This is a genomic window from Neobacillus niacini, assembly GCF_019749295.1.
Lineage (GTDB): Bacteria > Bacillota > Bacilli > Bacillales > Cytobacillaceae > Neobacillus > Neobacillus niacini_D.
This window is the reverse complement of the sequence record NZ_JACWFG010000022.1, coordinates 64,545-80,541: the sequence shown is the minus strand read 5'-3', so window position 1 is coordinate 80,541 and position 15,997 is coordinate 64,545. Positions and strand designations below refer to the sequence as shown.

The window sequence follows — 15,997 nt, the reverse complement described above, 5'->3', positions numbered from 1 at the left end:
CAGTTTTAACAGAGTCAATTTATAAAAAGGAATTGCCAAGATGAAAATCATGATGAGACTTCATATTATCTACTATCTATGCTTATTACTTTTTATTCTAAACATCCCCCAGCTTTCAACTGATGCAAATATTTTAAAAATCATTTTGTTCCTGCTTACGATTGGGGTATTCATCTTTTTATGTACCTATTATATTGTCCTCTCCTTTAACAGAAAGATCAGCGGTGTTAGGAAATTCTCTAATCTTAATGTGGGGATTATGTGTGGTGCTATTATTTTATACCTGACATTCGGGCATAACATCTATATGAAAATGAACAGCCTGGCGGGGCTTCTAACGCTCTTTATTCTTCTATTTATTGTTTCAAATATACTAACCTATAAAGTCAAAAAAATAATGGAAGAACATGAGATTGATTTTATGGAAGAGGTTAAGTTGTTTTATAAAATGGGGCAAGCCCTTGATGAAACACCCATCAATCATGCAATTACTAGACTTGACTATCTATTTTATGGATTTAGTATCGCTGTCTTTATAGCTGAAGATATCTATATATTTGCTGGTGTTGTAGGAGTCATTTTGATTTTATCGATTAAATATCTAGGGGCAATCAAATCAGAGTTTTTGAAAAGTGGGTTACTAACGGTAATGGAAACCCGTTTATCTATTGGGTGCTATTATTTCTTTTATTTAATTTCAATAGTGTGGATGATGTTTATTTCAAACCTGTCCACTTTGTTAGTGGGGGCTGCTAGTTTATTAGCAATAAAAATATATATTCGAAGAATTGCTGAAAAGGTTTATGAGGAAAAAAATAATTTATACAAAATGTAATGACGATCACTTCACTGAAAAAAGTCGACTCACTTAAATTGAGAATCGACTTTTTTTCTTTCTACGCGTTATTCTTAAATTCTTTTATACTATATAGTTCTTTATATTCTGTCCAGCTTATTTTTCGTTTCAAATACTCACTAAAAGAATGATTGCTTTTTTCTTGAGATTTATAATAGAGCGAGGAAATATAGCTTTGTAATCGAACTTCTATCATGAAATAATATCGATGGCTTTTTTCTAATACAGGAATGTCCATCACCTTTATTTTCTGTCCAAAGCTATTTTTGAATTCTAGGCTTTTACATACCAAAATATCATCTTCTTTTTCCATTTTCTTTCTATTATACCTCATTAGCAGGATAAAGCGTCAAAATATTGTTACTATTTAATGAATATATAAAAACCCCAGACTCTTTAAGAATCTAGGGTTTAACTGCGATTTATGCTAATCTCATTTTGAAATCCTGATAGCCGAATTCACGTACAACAGTGCAGTCACCATTTTTATCTTGGACCGCTATGGCTGGTAAAGGCATGCCGTTAAACGTAGTCGTTTTTACCATAGAGTAAATAGCCATATCGCCGAAAACTAGACGATCTCCGCTTTTTAATGGCTGATCAAAAGAATAATCGCCGATAACATCGCCAGTTAGACAGGTTTGTCCGCCAAGACGATAGGTGTATGGCTTTTCGCCCACTTCACCTGAACCAAACAATGGAGGTCGATAAGGCATTTCTAATACATCAGGCATATGGCAGGTTGCAGATGTGTCAAGAATCGCAATCTCAACGCCGTTTCGATGTAAATCAAGAACGGACGTGATTAAATAGCCTGCATTCAGGGCGATCGCTTCACCGGGCTCAAGATATACTTCTAAACCATACTTCTCCTGCATTCTTCTGATACAGTTTTCCAGTCTCGGAATATCGTAATCTTCTCTGGTAATATGGTGGCCGCCGCCAAAGTTGATCCATTCCATTTGTGGAAGATACTGTCCAAATCTTTCTTCCACTGCATTTAGAGTGGTCTCTAAATCATCAGAGTTTTGCTGACATAGGGTATGGAAATGCAGCCCTGACACACCATTAAGTAATTCCGGACGGAAATCCTCTTGTTTTACACCGAATCTAGAACCCGGTGAACATGGATCATAGATTTCATGTCCATCCTGCGTGGAACATTCAGGATTAATGCGTAAGCCGACTTTGCTGCCAGCTGCAAGGGCTTTATCTTTAAACTTCTCCAACTGTGAGAAGGAGTTAAAGATGATATGATCACAAATGGATATAATTTCGTCGATTTCATCTTCACGATAGGCAGGGGCAAAGACATGATTTTCTTTGCCCATTTCTTCGTAACCAAGACGTGCCTCGAATATACCACTTGCTGTTGTACCGCTTAAATATTTTCCAATGAGGGGATACATTGTTGTCATAGAAAAGGCCTTTTGTGCTAAAACTATTTTTGCTCCTGTACGTTCCATGACGCCGTTCAGGATTTTGAGGTTCTTCTCAAGAAGACCCTCATCCACTACATAACAGGGTGTTGGTAATTCTTCGAACCGCATTTTACCTGACAAGCTCCAACTCTTTTTCTTTTGCTGGCTCATCAACAAGCACAGGATTGAAATCTTCTACCCATGGAAGTCCCCATTTGTTTAACTCTTCCATGAATGGATCTGGATTAAATTCTTCAATATTGAATACGCCTGGTTTATTCCACTTTCCGGTCATCACCATTGCAGCACCGATCATCGCAGGAACACCTGTTGTATAAGAGATAGCTTGAGAACCAACTTCACGGTAGCATTCTTGGTGGTCACAAACGTTGTAAACATAATACGTTACCGGTTTTCCGTCTTTTTTACCTTGGAAGATACAGCCGATGTTTGTTTTACCAACTGTGCGTGGTCCAAGTGATGCTGGATCTGGTAAAACTGCCTTTAGGAATTGAAGCGGAATGATTTGCTTTCCTTCGAATTCGATTGGTTCAATGGAAGTCATTCTTACATTTTCTAGCGCCTTAAGGTGAGTAATATAGCTTTGTCCGAATGTCATAAAGAAACGGATACGCTTAAGACCTGGCATGTTTTTCGCAAGAGATTCAAGTTCTTCGTGGTAAAGCAAGTACATATCCTTTTGGCCAACTTCAGCGAAGTTATATTCGCGTTTGATTTCCATTGGCTCAGTTTCAACCCACTCACCGTTTTCCCAGTAACGGCCGTTAGCAGATACTTCACGGATATTGATTTCAGGATTGAAGTTTGTTGCAAATGGATAGCCATGGTCGCCGCCATTGCAGTCAAGAATGTCGATATATTCAATTTCATCAAAGTAATGTTTTAGCGCATAAGCAGAGAATACTCCCGTTACACCTGGATCAAAGCCGCTGCCTAGAAGAGCTGTAATGCCAGCTTTTTCAAAGCGCTCTTTGTAATCCCACTGCCATTTGTATTCAAATTTAGCTGTATCTTCTGGCTCGTAGTTTGCTGTATCCATATAGTGAGTCTTAGTTGCAAGACAAGCATCCATAATCGTTAAGTCCTGGTATGGCAGTGCTAAGTTCATCACGATATCTGGTTTGACTTCATTGATTAAAGCAATCAATTCTTCTACATTATCTGCATCTACTTGTGCTGTAGTAATCTTTGTTTTTGTTGTGCCATCTAATTTTGCTTTTAAATCATCGCATTTTGACTTTGTACGGCTAGCGATACAAATCTCTTCAAATACGTCACTGTTTTGAACACATTTATGAACTGCTACTGATGCCACGCCGCCGGCGCCAATAATAAGTGCTTTTCCCATTCTTCTATCTCCCTACTAAATAAATTTTTTTCCAACAAAAAAAACAAGTGAACAAACGCTTTACAGCGCACAACACTTGTTTTTCGATATCTAATCAATATTAATAAGCACAGTATACCGTAGAAGTATACCCATGGCATAAAAGTCCTAGGACATTATGAAAAAAGGCTCGTTAATATTCAAAAATATATCTTAATAGGATCAGAGTCTATATAGCAAATAATTACTTTTACTACTCTTATTGACCGTTTCACAAGTTGTGTGCATCTGCACTGGTTGTAAAGTAACCAACTTATAAAATTTGAGCTTTTAACTCAATCAATAAGGCAACTAAAGTTGCCAATCGGCATTTGACCCGGCTGTCCGTATGGCCTTAACTTCTTAAGGGAAGTGGTCAAAAAATTATCTGCAGGAAAGACTCGAGGATATATTGAATATCAACTTTCCAATAAAACAACGCTTTATTATATTATCAGAATATAAAATTACTAGCAATAGAAAATTTAATAAATTTTGATGGATGTTACAAAATAAGAGAAAAGCATAGGGGAGTCGGAAATGATGAAAAGCGATTTAATGGGGATGTTAGAATCTCGTAAAGAAGAAATGATTGAAATCCGCCGCCATTTACATGAAAATCCTGAGCTTTCTTTTAAAGAAGAGAAGACAGCTCAGTATATTGCGGATTTTTATAAAGGGAAAGAAGTGGACATTCAAACGAATGTTGGGAATGGTTATGGCATTATCGTTACGATTAAAGGTGGAAAACCAGGGAAAACCATCGGTCTTCGTGCTGATTTTGATGCCCTTCCGATTGTAGAAGAAGCAGATGTTCACTTTAAGTCAAAGAATGAAGGAGTCATGCATGCGTGCGGCCATGACGGACATACGGCTTACTTGTTAGTTTTGGCTGATTGTTTAATCAAGTTAAAGGATTCCATCCCCGGTACCATTAAAATCATTCACCAACATGCAGAAGAAGTCCCGCCTGGCGGGGCAAAAAGTATTGTTGAATCTGGTTTGATTGATGACTTAGATGCGGTTTATGGCATTCATTTGCTGCCAATGGGACCAGCTGGTACTGTAGGTTATCATGCCGGGTATTCCTTCAATGGAAGAGCATACATGAAATTGAAGGTGCAAGGAAGAGGCGGACATGGTTCCTCGCCTCATCTCGCAAACGACGCCATTGTCGCTGCCGCACATTTTGTTACGGCAGCGCAAACCATCGTCAGCCGAAGATTAAGTCCTTTCGATGTAGGTGTCATCACCATTGGATCGTTTGATGGAAAAGGTACATTCAACGTAATCAAGGACAGCGTTGAACTTGAAGGCGATATTCGCTATATGACGGTAGAAACAAAGGAAACGATTGAAAAAGAAGTGAAGCGGATTGTAAGAGGAATTGAAGAAGAATTTGGCGTAACCTGTGAGCTTACCTATACACCAGATTATCCGCCTTTATACAACGACCCTAAGCTTACGGCAATGGTTGCGGAAAGTTTAAGAAGCATGAATGATTCAGATATAAAAGAGGTGAGGGAATTTCCGGCGATGGCTCCATCCGAAGATTTTGCTTATTATGCTGAAAAATTCCCTGCCTGCTTCTTTTACATTGCCTGTACTCCAAAGGGGGCAGAACAGCCTTACTTCAATCACCATCCGAAATTTGATATTGATGAAGAGGCACTTTTAGTAGCTGCGAAATCAGTTGGTCAGGTTGTTTGCAGTTATTATGAATTAAATTAAAAGTCCAAATGAAGGTGCCTGTCACCACAAGGAAAGGATACCCTGTCAAATGACGGTATCCTTTCTCAATTAGTCAGCTAAAATTTCGTTGATTTTTTCAAGCGTTTCACTCGATAGTTTGATGCCTGATGCTTTTATGGTTTCTTCAAGCTGCTCTGGACGACTTGCTCCAACCAGGGCACTAGCTACATTTTGCTGGCGCAGGATCCATGCGATTGCAAGCTGAGCTAATGTTAGATCTTCCTCATAGGCTACCAGCCTTAATTGTTCCACTTTGTCTAAGTTTTGTGGTGTAAGGATATGGGACATGTTTGTGTTCGCTTGCGCAGCACGGCTTCCTTCTGGGACGTTTTCGCCTTTTTTGTACTTTCCTGTTAGTACACCTTGTGCAAGTGGAGAGAAGACTACTTGTCCGATACCGTGCTTTTCGCTGACAGGAATTATTTCTTTCTCAATATAGCGCTGCAGCATGCTGTAGTTTGGTTGATTCACGACAATCCGGTCAAGAAGTTTCTTATCCGCAAGGTGCACGGCTTCAGTAATTTGCTCTGCAGTCCACTCACTAACACCGACATAGAGAACCTTTCCTTGACGCACCAAGTCATCCAAAGCTCTAAGCGTTTCGTGTAATGGTGTTTCAGGGTGGTAACGGTGGCAATAGTAAATATCGATATAATCCATACCAAGACGCTTTAGACTCGCATCGCATTGCTCCATGATGTGTTTACGTGATAATCCCTGATCGTTTGGACCATCACCCATTTGTCCAAATACCTTTGTTGCTAGGACATAAGAGCTCCTTGGATATTTGTTTAATGCCTTACCTACCACTTTTTCAGCTTCTCCACGTATGTAAACATTCGCAGTGTCAAAGAAGTTAATTCCTGATTCATAGGCGAGGTCAATAGATGAAACTGCATTCTGTTCTTCGACATATCCCCCATATGTAAGCCAGCTGCCTAGGCTAATTTCACTAACCTTCAAGCCGGTGTTGCCAAGACGACGATATTGCATAAACAAATTCCTCCCGTCAATTTAATTTTTCTAAACTACTCGTACTATACCATAATATGGGTTTGATTGGGTAAGACAGGAACTGTGTAAGTTTAGAAGGTAGGATGGAGTTACCGTAATGCCGATTTAAATGGTATTCGGGTTAATGCAGGAAGTCTGGAGTGCCCGAAGAGGGTGGAGGAAAGGAATTTGGGTCAATGCAGAGGGGCTGGAGTGACCGAAGAGGGTGGAGGAAAAGCGTTTGGGTCAATGCAGGAGGACTGGAGTGACCGATGTGAATATGGAAAAAACGATTAGGTCAGTGCAGAGAAGCTAGAGTCTATAATAATAAAGAGACATGACCACGAAGACCATGCCTCATTAGAACTACTTCCGTTGAGCAGCCAAAAATACCTTTTGTGCCGCAGCCACTCCTGCTCCTGATTCGAAGGAATAAGAGAAGTCTTGTAAACCAGCTTCGATCAGGGAAACAGCTTGAAGGACATCACTCGGGAAGCAATAGCCCATATGGCCAAAACGGAAAATCTTCCCTTGCAGGTGACCAAGTCCGCCGGCAAAATCAAGGTGGTATTTCTCCTTTAAATGGCTAAGAAACGAAGGCAGATCTATACCTTCCGGTGCACGTATCGCAGTAATGGTCGGTGATGCAAACTCATCGGATGTTAACAATCCAATAGAAAGTGCCCCCATGGCCTCGCGGACCATATTTTTCATTAATTCGTGCCTGGCAACCGTCTGGGCAAATCCACCTTCCTCCTCAATCAAGTCACATACGGCAGAAAGTCCCATAATCAGTGAGATAGCAGGGGTGTTAGGCGTCATTCCTTTGACTGCCCACTCGCGATAGCTTAGTAAATCTAAGTAATAAGCAGGTTTTGAGGTTTCCTCTATTACTTTCCAGGCCCTGTCGCTCACGCTAATCAGGGAAAGTCCTGGAGGGAGCATCATCGCTTTTTGAGAACCGGTTACTAAAATATCAATCCCCCATTGATCCATTTCAGCAGGAGCTCCGCCAAGGCAGCTGACTCCATCGACGATAAATAGAGCGTCTGTATGATCACGAACTACCTTCGCTAGTTTTTCAATGGGGTTTAAGATTCCTGTTGAAGTTTCATTATAGGTAGCAAAAACGGCTTTAATATTCGTTAAAGGTTTTAGAAATTGAATAAGGTCTTCTTCCGTACATGCCTCGCCCCAGCTTTTTTCAAGCTTATGTACCTTGAAACTATTTTTCTCACATATAGAGACGAAATAATCACCAAAGGCGCCGACGGTAATGACTACCACCTCTTCTCCAGGAGAGACCGTATTTACTGCGGCTGCTTCTAGAGCTGCTGTACCGCCTGATGGCAGAAGTAAAATATCTTGTTTTGTTCCGAAAATGGGTTTCACACGTTGGGTGGTTTCTTGATATAACGTGACAAACTCCGGAGTGCGGTGACTAATCATATCCTGGTTCATGACGTGCTGAACCTTTTTAGGAATGGGTGTCGGACCTGGGTGCCTTAAAATATTTGGATACATAAATTCCCCTCCATTTAATAAATAGTAGGCTTCCACTTTTAAGATTCGAGGACTGTATTTGTGTGTATTCCATTTTTGAAAATATGGACATCTCTTACTCTATAATAGTACATATTGGCAGAAAGTCACAGTGTTGGCGGATAATAGGTAAAGGAAAAAGCTTGAGGTTCATCCTCAAGCTTTCTTTAGAACGCACCGGAGCCGCCGCCCCCGCCGCCAGTTCCGCCACCACCACTAGAGCTAGAACTGCCGCCGTCGCCGCTGCTTGTTGATTGATTGGCAGAACGGAAATTTGTAGAGGTCATTGGTCCGATATAGGCAATAGAGTAAAAGAGTGCGTCATCATAAGAATTACGTTCAGGCGGAGTAAAAGCTGTGATGAGTTCATCATTTTTCCTATTAACGTCGTTACTGCTGATTCCAAGACCGTAAATATAAGCACGCATGCGATCTTCTTCGGACCATTTCTCCCAATCTGATCGGGATGTTTCTTTAAAGGTCGTTTTAAACTGCTTCCAGTCTAAGAGTATTCGGGCACCCTCCCAGGTCTTGGGACGATAGGCAATAGCATAGATGATAACTGTAAGAAACAATAGGAGTGCTGCAAAAAATGGGCCCAGAAGATCATAAATCGGAAAAAAGAATAAAAATGGCAGCATTAAGATGCTCGAAAAACCAATGAGAAAACGATAGGTCTTTTTATTTTCGTAAAGAGAATAACTTACCACTTCTTCTTTAATGGCACCGAGCCATTGTGTTTGAAATAAGTGGTATTGAGAGTGGTTTTTCTTGTTTTTTGTATACGCGCTTAAGTCATCAAAGGTAAAGGAAGATTTACTGCCGATTTTCTCAAAAAGCCATTCCATCAATATATTCTCATGCTTATGTTTGCCTTTTGAGCTAAGTTTCTGAAACTGGTCATCATCGGTTTTAGACACATACCCCTGGCGTACCAAATCTAGTAAAGCTGCGGCCATCGCTTGCGGTGGAAGATAGCTGCTGTTTGTAAAATAGATGGTAGCCGGTAAACTCATGATTTGCTTAGGAACTGAATGGAATTGGGTTCCTTCACGCATGAGGCTGTGGCTTTTGGAACGCGCTGCCATCCAATCGCGCAAGATAAGCAGGAACAATAAAATGGCAAAAGTCGGGAGTCCTATTTTACTAATGGTAGATAGTGTGTCCGTTGTTTTAGCATCTGCTTCAGCCTCTTTAATGAGCCCTTGTTCTGCATTAAGGATGTCCTCTTTCATCGGTTTATCAGCGGTGAGAGGCGCATTTGGAAAAAGACTGGCAGGATAGGCCGCACGGATATCAGCATTCGTATTACTAGGAACATAGCCTAATTTAAAAAGGACGGACCCATCTTCCTGAATGGTTTCAGTCTTAAACGCCTCGTCGTACCCAAAGGCAATCACATCTTCCGTCTGTGCAGGAGGGTGAATACTGATCGAGATATCCTCATAGTCAGATTCATTTCGGTCATCAAAAAACGGCCAATAAAATTGCACCACATCCTGATAGACCTCTAATCCATTTTCAATAGTATAGTGAAGCTTCACTGTAATGGTCTCGTCCTCACCTTTTCGGTGGACCTTATATAAGTTATCTTCTTTTTCAATTCGTAAATTTTTACCATTCTCGGTTGCCGTAAATTGGCTGATAGCAGCTCCCTCTTTCGGAACCACTTCACGGGTAATCCCGCCAAATTCGCCTTCAAACGCATACGTATGCGTTTCTTCTACTTCCACATTCCCGTTATCGCGCAGAAAAGCATCAATTTTTACATTGGTAATCGAAAACTCCACAGCCAAACTTTGGTGGGGGAAGAGAAATAAGAGTGCAGCCAATAGAAAGCTTGTTAACCATGTTTTCTGCATATTTGTGTCACCTTCTTTCCAAGTACTAGTTATACGAATGAATGCGAAGAGAAGTTTCATAATAATTTCCAAGGGTTCCTGAAAAAGGAGGGATGTTCATTCGAAAAGAAACGAGTATACGATAGTAAGAAAATAATTATTTATAAAAATAGGAATAACCTTAGATAATGATAATAATATCCTAATAGGATATTTGGAGATTATGGACTATTATCCTACTAATTGAAATTACTTGAGAGGAGATGGTGGGAATGAAGTTTTTACAAACAAAAGCTTGGATCCTTTTACTTCTCATACAAGTTTTGATGCTAATTATCAGTATTTCGGGGGAAAACGGACCTGTGGCTGAAGGTTCCGTTTTACACGCTTATTTATCAAATGATCAAACCGCTGCTGGAATTGAATTAAAGCTGCGTGGATCGTTGGTCATTGGCATGACTTTATTTGGTATTGCCATTCTAACAAATGCCTATCGTAAAGGTCTTCGTTGGTCTTGGTATGTATGCTGGGTGTACCCGTTATTCTTTATCCTTCATATCATCGGTTTTGGTACCTTCATGCCAGACGTTATATTTTTATTGCTATCTATAGCGGCACTGCTTTTATCTTATAAGAATTTTTTCAAAGCTGAAAACAACTAAATAGTACAGAAAAATATATAAGGAATACTCAAGATTCTGTTGGAACGAGGGCGCATTTTTAAAAAACAGGAAAGTGACTTCCTGTTTTTTTATTTGTTTTCCTTGCTATCTATCTCTATAATTTTAGATAAATGGTAGACTCTGGGAGGAAGCAGCATGAAACGAGTAGCGGTATATTGCGGTTCAAGTTTGGGTGCTTCGGAAAGTTATAAAACAGGAGCCATCCAATTAGGGAAAGAGCTTGCGAAACGAAATATTACATTAGTTTACGGCGGTTCAAGTATTGGTTTGATGGGAGCTGTCGCGGATACGGTGCTGAGTGGAGGCGGCCATGCGATTGGTGTAATTCCTAAAATTCTTGAAGAGCGCGAAATCTCCCACAAAGGGTTAACGGAACTGATAACAGTTGAAACGATGCATGAGCGAAAAGCAAAAATGGCAGATTTGGTGGATGGATTTGTGGTATTGCCTGGCGGGACGGGGACACTCGAAGAGTTTTTCGAAGTATTTACCTGGGGGCAGATTGGGCTTCATCAAAAGCCGTGCGGTCTTCTCAATATCAATCATTATTATGACCCGCTGATTCGTTTGTTTGAGCATATGATTGACCAAAGATTTCTACAGGAAAAATTTCGGACAATGGCAATCATTGAGGAAGAACCTGCGGTGTTATTAGATAAATTTCTAAATTATGAAGCTCCCTCGGTAAAGGCATTTGAATAAGAAAACATAGGAAAAAAGCAGTGATTTCACTGCTTTTTTTCGTTTCAATTAGGATAGTGACTGAATGGATAAATAAATACAGATAGCTGCCGCGGTAAATAAGAGGATAGATAGGAAACGGTTCATTTTCAACTTTATTCCAATAGCCGTAAAAAAGAGGGCTGCTGCCAACTTGGAAAGACTCTCATAAAAAGAAGTATCAGAAAAATAAGAGCTGCTAAAAATGACTGAGAAAAGAAACGATATGGAGATTAATAATCTAAACCATAGTGGTTCTTTTAGGAATAGTTGAACCATAAATTTTATCCGCTGCATGTCGGTAAACTCCCTTCGAGAAAGCATATGATAGTTTTTTAAAAAGTAACCCTTTATTTTTCTTGAATTTTCAATTACACGGGAACCTATGCAGGTAAAGACGGTTTGATTATATCATTCTAGTTTACGGGCCATATCTGAATGAAAGGAGGGAGACGAAAGTGAAACCTAAAATGAAAAAAAGAGATTTAATAGATCGCGACTCGATATGGATATTGAAGAGGTTGGAATATCAAATTACCTGAAAGAGCTAATTGCCATACTTGAAAAGATTGGTGCAGATAATTTTGCGCGTATCGTGGATAGATATGGCGAGGAAATGTGGAGAATATATGTGGCACTAGGAAAAGGTGAACTAGAAGAGGAACCTTTCTATAACATTATCGAAAAGGCAGACAATGAATATTGGACAATCAATCCTAACATTGGAGAATTATTAGAAGCCTACTTTGTTAAAATTCATACTGAAATTATTGATGTTCAAGAAGATTAATAATGCTGCAAACCCTTGCCAATAAGGTTGGCAAGGGTTCTTTTTTTTACATACTAAAATAAATCTTTAATTGTAACTTACTAGGAAAAAATGACGTTTCTTGCTTGGAAATGAATGACGTTCTCGACAAAAAATTTCCCGGAAAACTATTTAAAAGATATTAATAATAAGGAATAATGGCAGTTTTAACCAAACGATTGATGAATATGAAATCCAGTGGTTATTGTCGAATGGCATGCTTTCAAGAATGACCTATTCTAAATTACTATGACGTCCAAAAGCTGCGCTGTGGTCTACTTCATTCAGTGCACTATACTGCAGGCAAAGGGTATCGAATACCACATGAGCACATTGGTCAAATAGTGAACCAAGCGGCTGGATTGTTTTCAATTCATTCTCACGGCGATATTTCGTTGCTGCAGGAACATGCAGGATTGTTGTTGCGGTTGCTGCGAGTGGTGATTCAGGATTGGTAGTAATCGCCACCACTGAACAACCAAGTGAACTCGTTTTTTCAGCGGTCCAAACAACACTTTTAGTGGTTCCCGAGCCGGAAATGGCTACTAAAAGATCGCCATTTTCAATCGAAGGGGTAATGGTTTCTCCCACAACATAAACGGTTGATCCTAAATGCATGAGGCGCATCGCAAACGATTTTGCCATTAGTCCTGAGCGACCTTCACCAATGACAAAAATACGCTTTGCTGTTTGCAATTTTACCGCAATATCTTTAAGTTGATTTTCATCAACTTGGCTTAAGACTGTTTTTATCTCATTTAATATAGTAGGAATCAATAACATGTTCTACTTTACCTCCACTAGTTTGAATTTTGCCGCAGCCTCTGCTGGATTTTCTGCTTTTGTGATGGCTGAGCCTATTATGACGATTTCAGGATTTAGCGTTTTACGTAATAGATCCAATGAATCTAAGGTTATTCCGCCTGCTGCCGCTATCTTCATGCCGGGAGTATAAAGACTATTGTCCGTGGATCCGTGATTGGCGGCTCCGAGCTCTTCTTGTTGGTCTTTGCTGACATGCTCACAAAAAACAGCTTCCTTATATTTCATTAACTCGCTCTTTTGTTGCTCTGTTGTATTTAATAGATCAATCATAACTGTTTTGTTATACCTCTTGGCCACTTCCATGCAGGTATCAATGGTTACTAGGGGTGATACACCCATGACCGTTGCTACATCGGCTCCAGCCTCAAAACACATTTCAAATTCATAGCGGGCGTTATCAATGGTTTTTATATCGGCTACAATTGTCTTAGTTGGGAAGTTTTGTTTCATCTCTCTGACACTCGTCATCCCGAACTCCTTGATTAAAGAAGTACCAACCTCAATCCAATCGATTGAATCCTCGACTTTTTTCGTTAAATCGACTGCCTCTTTAATTTCCATACGATCCAAAGCAAGTTGTATTTTCATGGTTAAACTCCTTTACTGCCAAATAGATAAATCGATTTAGTAAACCGGTTTATGAATAGATTATACTTCAATTGTAAGCGTTCATCAATAGAAAGAAAAAGAACGTGGACTGTCCGCCTGAGGTGGACAGTGTCCACGAGCGGTGACAGGCACCAACCTAGGCACTGCACCCTATATGATTTTACTTGGAAACACGAATACTTCGGGGTCGCTGTTTTCTTTGTTAATCTGTTTGTATAGCAGTTCTGCCGCTTTTCGGCCCATTTCGGAGGCGGGCTGTATGATAAAGGTAATGGGTGTTTCGAGCAGCTGAGAAAAGGGGATGTTGTCAAATACGACTATCTCTAGGTCTTCTCCAAACTTCATTCCTTTTTCTTTTAGAAATTCTCCAAGGGCAATAAAAACCCGGTCATTGGCGGCAAATATTGCTGTTGGTTTTTCTTCTGAGGAAAATAGGCTTTCTAATTTTTCCTTCATCTCGGGGATATTGGCTTCAATAATGAAATTTGGATTCAGCTCTATACCCGCTTCCTTCACTGCCTTTTTGTAGCCATGCAGTCTCTCCATCCGCGTACTTACTGTTAGCGGCTGCACGACAAAGGCAATATTCCGATGCCCTTTTTTAATAAAGTGTTGGATGGCTTGGTATGTGGACTCACTATTATCGGTGATCACGGAATAGACGTCGAGATTCTCCACCTTTCTATCCACAAATACAACAGGATAGCCTTGCTTTACCATGCTTTCATATAAATCATTGTTTTTTCCTGTTGGAAAAATGATTAATCCGTCTACTTGTTTGGCGCGCAGCATTTCAATATATTTCTTTTCTTTTTCAGGGTCATCATCCGCGTTACAGACAATGGCCTGCAGGTCATATTGATGGAAGAAATCCTCAATCGCCCTGCTTACTTCTGTTGAAAAATAGTGCGTGATATTCGCAACAATGATTCCGATTAACGAGGTACGCTTTTGCTTGAGACTTCTCGCCAGAAAATTGGGCTGGTAGCCAAGGGCTTCAATAGCTTCTTCAATCTTCTGTTTTGTTTTTTCACCCATATATTCATATCGTTTATTTAAGTATTGAGAAACGGTACTCTTTGATACTCCAGCTTCACGGGCAACATCTGCCATCGTTACTCTTTCCATTCTTATCTTCCTCTTTCCTTTGGCTCACTGCTTTCATTTTACCGGCAACCCTCCTAATTATCCAGTGTATCGACAATGCAACTTCTCTCCTTATAGAAAAAGAGGACGACATTGTCATCCTCAATCTCTTTCTATCACAACTTAATCTTAGGCACTCATTTTCATTTCTGCGGGCTTGCTGCTATCCTTTTTTGCGACATTTACCGCCCAGACGGTCAAGATTGCAGAAAGGAATAATGAGCCTGCCATGAAGATATAGGAAGCACCAAATCCACCTGTTGCTCCATTTAAATAACCTACAATATAGGCACCAACAAATGATCCTAAAGCACCCATTGAGTTGATTAATGCCATCGCTCCACCTGCAACATTACGAGGCAGGATTTCAGGAATAATCGCAAAGAATGGGCCATATGGAGCGTACATTGCACCACCAGCAATCACCAATAGGACAAAGGAAATCCAGAAGTGCTGCGTCCCAATTGCATAAGAAGCATAAAATGCGACCGCGCCAATTAATAGGAATGGCCAAACAAAAGCACTGCGGTTCATCATTTTATCAGAGAAATAAGAAGCCGTTAACATTAAAATAATAGCTAAGATATATGGTACGGAAGACAACCAGCCTGTTGTAACAATATCCATATTTGGTGCTGCTTTAATAATAGAAGGGAGCCACATCACAAATCCATAGACACCAATGCTCCATAAGAAGTATTGAATGCTAAGCAAAATAACGGGTTTTGATTTAAAAGCTTCAGCATAATTTTTAACTGGCTTGATTCCTTCTTGTTCCTTTGCTAATTGTAGTTCAAGGTCAGCCTTTTCTTTATCCGTTAACCATTTTGCGTCTTTTGGTTTATCATTAACTAACTTCCACCAAATAAACGCCCAAACGACAGCGGGTAAACCTTCGATAATAAACATCCATCTCCAGCCGACCGATTCAACTAGGTAACCTGAAACAATCGACATCCATAAAACTGTAGCCGGGTTACCAAGAATTAAAAACGTATTGGCACGAGAACGTTCCTTTTTCGTAAACCAGTTACTTAAAAGTACAAGCATGGACGGCATAACAGCGCTTTCTACAACTCCAAGAGCAAATCGTATCACGAACAGTAATTTAACATTTGTAACCATTCCTGTAGCAGTAGCAAGTAAGCCCCAAGCAATCAATGACCAAAAAATCAGTACCTTGGCACTCTTTTTCTCCGCATAGGCTGCGCCAGGAACTTGGAAAAAGAAATAACCTAAGAAGAATAGTGCACCGAGCAGGGAGGATGTTGCTGCTGTGATATCGAGATCCTTCGCTAAACCGGAAGCAGCACCAAATCCATAGTTGGCACGGTCAAGATAGGCAAGACTATAAGTAATAAAGGCAATTGGAATCAGATAGAACCATCTTTTTTTAGCAATGGTTTGGTTCATA

General features: G+C 40.1%; 16 protein-coding genes. 5 read left to right on the top strand and 11 right to left on the bottom strand.

The annotated features are described in order from the left end of the window. The first annotated feature begins 40 nt into the window (after positions 1-40). Positions 41-835, top strand: coding sequence for a hypothetical protein (locus H0184_RS24060; RefSeq protein ID WP_221829266.1), 795 nt, complete (start codon positions 41-43; stop codon positions 833-835). Positions 836-896: 61 nt separating this feature from the next. Here the strand turns inward: H0184_RS24060 and H0184_RS24055 are convergent, their stop codons facing one another. From H0184_RS24055 to H0184_RS24045, 3 genes are all read right to left on the bottom strand, one after another. Continuing rightward, positions 897-1,169 (bottom strand): DUF2535 family protein, encoded by a 273-nt coding sequence (locus H0184_RS24055; protein ID WP_313771823.1) that lies wholly within the window; start codon positions 1,167-1,169, stop codon positions 897-899. Positions 1,170-1,278: 109 nt separating this feature from the next. After that, positions 1,279-2,406: a carboxynorspermidine decarboxylase gene (nspC, locus tag H0184_RS24050; protein WP_221829293.1), complete on the bottom strand. Its 1,128-nt coding sequence runs from the start codon at positions 2,404-2,406 to the stop codon at positions 1,279-1,281. A gap of 1 nt (position 2,407) precedes the next feature. Continuing rightward, entirely contained in the window at positions 2,408-3,646 is a 1,239-nt protein-coding gene (locus tag H0184_RS24045; protein ID WP_221829265.1) for a saccharopine dehydrogenase family protein, read from the bottom strand. 561 nt (positions 3,647-4,207) lie between these two features. On the opposite strand from H0184_RS24045, the gene H0184_RS24040 reads away from it, so the two are divergent. Next, positions 4,208-5,395 (top strand): amidohydrolase, encoded by a 1,188-nt coding sequence (locus H0184_RS24040; protein WP_221829291.1) that lies wholly within the window; start codon positions 4,208-4,210, stop codon positions 5,393-5,395. Between the two features lie 69 nt (positions 5,396-5,464). Here the strand turns inward: H0184_RS24040 and H0184_RS24035 are convergent, their stop codons facing one another. From H0184_RS24035 to H0184_RS24025, 3 genes are all read right to left on the bottom strand, one after another. After that, positions 5,465-6,409 carry an aldo/keto reductase family protein gene (locus H0184_RS24035; RefSeq protein ID WP_221829263.1) on the bottom strand — a complete coding sequence of 315 codons (945 nt, stop codon included), beginning with the start codon at positions 6,407-6,409 and terminating at the stop codon, positions 5,465-5,467. 366 nt (positions 6,410-6,775) lie between these two features. Beyond that, positions 6,776-7,933 (bottom strand): pyridoxal-phosphate-dependent aminotransferase family protein, encoded by a 1,158-nt coding sequence (locus H0184_RS24030; protein WP_221829260.1) that lies wholly within the window; start codon positions 7,931-7,933, stop codon positions 6,776-6,778. Between the two features lie 185 nt (positions 7,934-8,118). After that, the gene (locus H0184_RS24025) at positions 8,119-9,813 is read right to left on the bottom strand and encodes a DUF2207 domain-containing protein (RefSeq protein WP_221829258.1); all 1,695 of its coding nucleotides are present in this window, start codon (positions 9,811-9,813) and stop codon (positions 8,119-8,121) included. Positions 9,814-10,064: 251 nt separating this feature from the next. Here H0184_RS24025 and H0184_RS24020 point away from each other — a divergent pair, with 251 nt between their 5' ends. Together H0184_RS24020 and H0184_RS24015 are read left to right on the top strand one after the other, a co-directional pair. Then, positions 10,065-10,454: a hypothetical protein gene (locus tag H0184_RS24020; protein ID WP_221829256.1), complete on the top strand. Its 390-nt coding sequence runs from the start codon at positions 10,065-10,067 to the stop codon at positions 10,452-10,454. Between the two features lie 156 nt (positions 10,455-10,610). Continuing rightward, positions 10,611-11,177: an LOG family protein gene (locus tag H0184_RS24015; RefSeq protein ID WP_221829255.1), complete on the top strand. Its 567-nt coding sequence runs from the start codon at positions 10,611-10,613 to the stop codon at positions 11,175-11,177. Between the two features lie 48 nt (positions 11,178-11,225). Here the strand turns inward: H0184_RS24015 and H0184_RS24010 are convergent, their stop codons facing one another. Beyond that, on the bottom strand, positions 11,226-11,492 hold the full coding sequence (locus H0184_RS24010; RefSeq protein ID WP_221829253.1) for a hypothetical protein: 267 nt from the start codon (positions 11,490-11,492) through the stop codon (positions 11,226-11,228). 208 nt (positions 11,493-11,700) lie between these two features. On the opposite strand from H0184_RS24010, the gene H0184_RS24005 reads away from it, so the two are divergent. Then, positions 11,701-11,985: a DMP19 family protein gene (locus tag H0184_RS24005; RefSeq protein ID WP_221829251.1), complete on the top strand. Its 285-nt coding sequence runs from the start codon at positions 11,701-11,703 to the stop codon at positions 11,983-11,985. Between the two features lie 252 nt (positions 11,986-12,237). On the opposite strand, the gene hxlB is transcribed toward H0184_RS24005, so the two are convergent. The 4 genes from hxlB to H0184_RS23985 all read right to left on the bottom strand — a co-directional run bounded on the left by hxlB (position 12,238) and on the right by H0184_RS23985 (position 15,996). Next, positions 12,238-12,786, bottom strand: coding sequence for a 6-phospho-3-hexuloisomerase (hxlB, locus tag H0184_RS24000; protein ID WP_221829249.1), 549 nt, complete (start codon positions 12,784-12,786; stop codon positions 12,238-12,240). 3 nt (positions 12,787-12,789) lie between these two features. Further along, complete coding sequence (hxlA, locus tag H0184_RS23995; RefSeq protein WP_221829247.1) at positions 12,790-13,416, bottom strand: 3-hexulose-6-phosphate synthase; 627 nt, start codon at positions 13,414-13,416, stop codon at positions 12,790-12,792. A 171-nt stretch (positions 13,417-13,587) separates the two neighbouring features. Next, the gene (locus tag H0184_RS23990; protein WP_221829245.1) at positions 13,588-14,565 is read right to left on the bottom strand and encodes a LacI family DNA-binding transcriptional regulator; all 978 of its coding nucleotides are present in this window, start codon (positions 14,563-14,565) and stop codon (positions 13,588-13,590) included. Positions 14,566-14,712: 147 nt separating this feature from the next. Continuing rightward, positions 14,713-15,996 carry an MFS transporter gene (locus tag H0184_RS23985; RefSeq protein ID WP_221829243.1) on the bottom strand — a complete coding sequence of 428 codons (1,284 nt, stop codon included), beginning with the start codon at positions 15,994-15,996 and terminating at the stop codon, positions 14,713-14,715. Position 15,997: the final 1 nt, after the last annotated feature.

Coding starts and splice junctions, on each gene's coding strand:
- H0184_RS24055 (WP_313771823.1), bottom strand. CDS start 1,169: ATGGAAAAAGAAGATGATATTTTGGTATGTAAAAGCCTAGAATTCAAA.
- H0184_RS23990 (WP_221829245.1), bottom strand. CDS start 14,565: ATGGAAAGAGTAACGATGGCAGATGTTGCCCGTGAAGCTGGAGTATCA.
- H0184_RS24040 (WP_221829291.1), top strand. CDS start 4,208: ATGAAAAGCGATTTAATGGGGATGTTAGAATCTCGTAAAGAAGAAATG.
- H0184_RS23985 (WP_221829243.1), bottom strand. CDS start 15,996: ATGAACCAAACCATTGCTAAAAAAAGATGGTTCTATCTGATTCCAATT.
- hxlB (WP_221829249.1), bottom strand. CDS start 12,786: ATGTTATTGATTCCTACTATATTAAATGAGATAAAAACAGTCTTAAGC.
- H0184_RS24005 (WP_221829251.1), top strand. CDS start 11,701: ATGGATATTGAAGAGGTTGGAATATCAAATTACCTGAAAGAGCTAATT.
- H0184_RS24035 (WP_221829263.1), bottom strand. CDS start 6,409: ATGCAATATCGTCGTCTTGGCAACACCGGCTTGAAGGTTAGTGAAATT.
- H0184_RS24020 (WP_221829256.1), top strand. CDS start 10,065: ATGAAGTTTTTACAAACAAAAGCTTGGATCCTTTTACTTCTCATACAA.
- H0184_RS24060 (WP_221829266.1), top strand. CDS start 41: ATGAAAATCATGATGAGACTTCATATTATCTACTATCTATGCTTATTA.
- H0184_RS24015 (WP_221829255.1), top strand. CDS start 10,611: ATGAAACGAGTAGCGGTATATTGCGGTTCAAGTTTGGGTGCTTCGGAA.
- H0184_RS24030 (WP_221829260.1), bottom strand. CDS start 7,933: ATGTATCCAAATATTTTAAGGCACCCAGGTCCGACACCCATTCCTAAA.
- H0184_RS24010 (WP_221829253.1), bottom strand. CDS start 11,492: ATGCAGCGGATAAAATTTATGGTTCAACTATTCCTAAAAGAACCACTA.
- nspC (WP_221829293.1), bottom strand. CDS start 2,406: ATGCGGTTCGAAGAATTACCAACACCCTGTTATGTAGTGGATGAGGGT.
- H0184_RS24045 (WP_221829265.1), bottom strand. CDS start 3,646: ATGGGAAAAGCACTTATTATTGGCGCCGGCGGCGTGGCATCAGTAGCA.
- H0184_RS24025 (WP_221829258.1), bottom strand. CDS start 9,813: ATGCAGAAAACATGGTTAACAAGCTTTCTATTGGCTGCACTCTTATTT.
- hxlA (WP_221829247.1), bottom strand. CDS start 13,416: ATGAAAATACAACTTGCTTTGGATCGTATGGAAATTAAAGAGGCAGTC.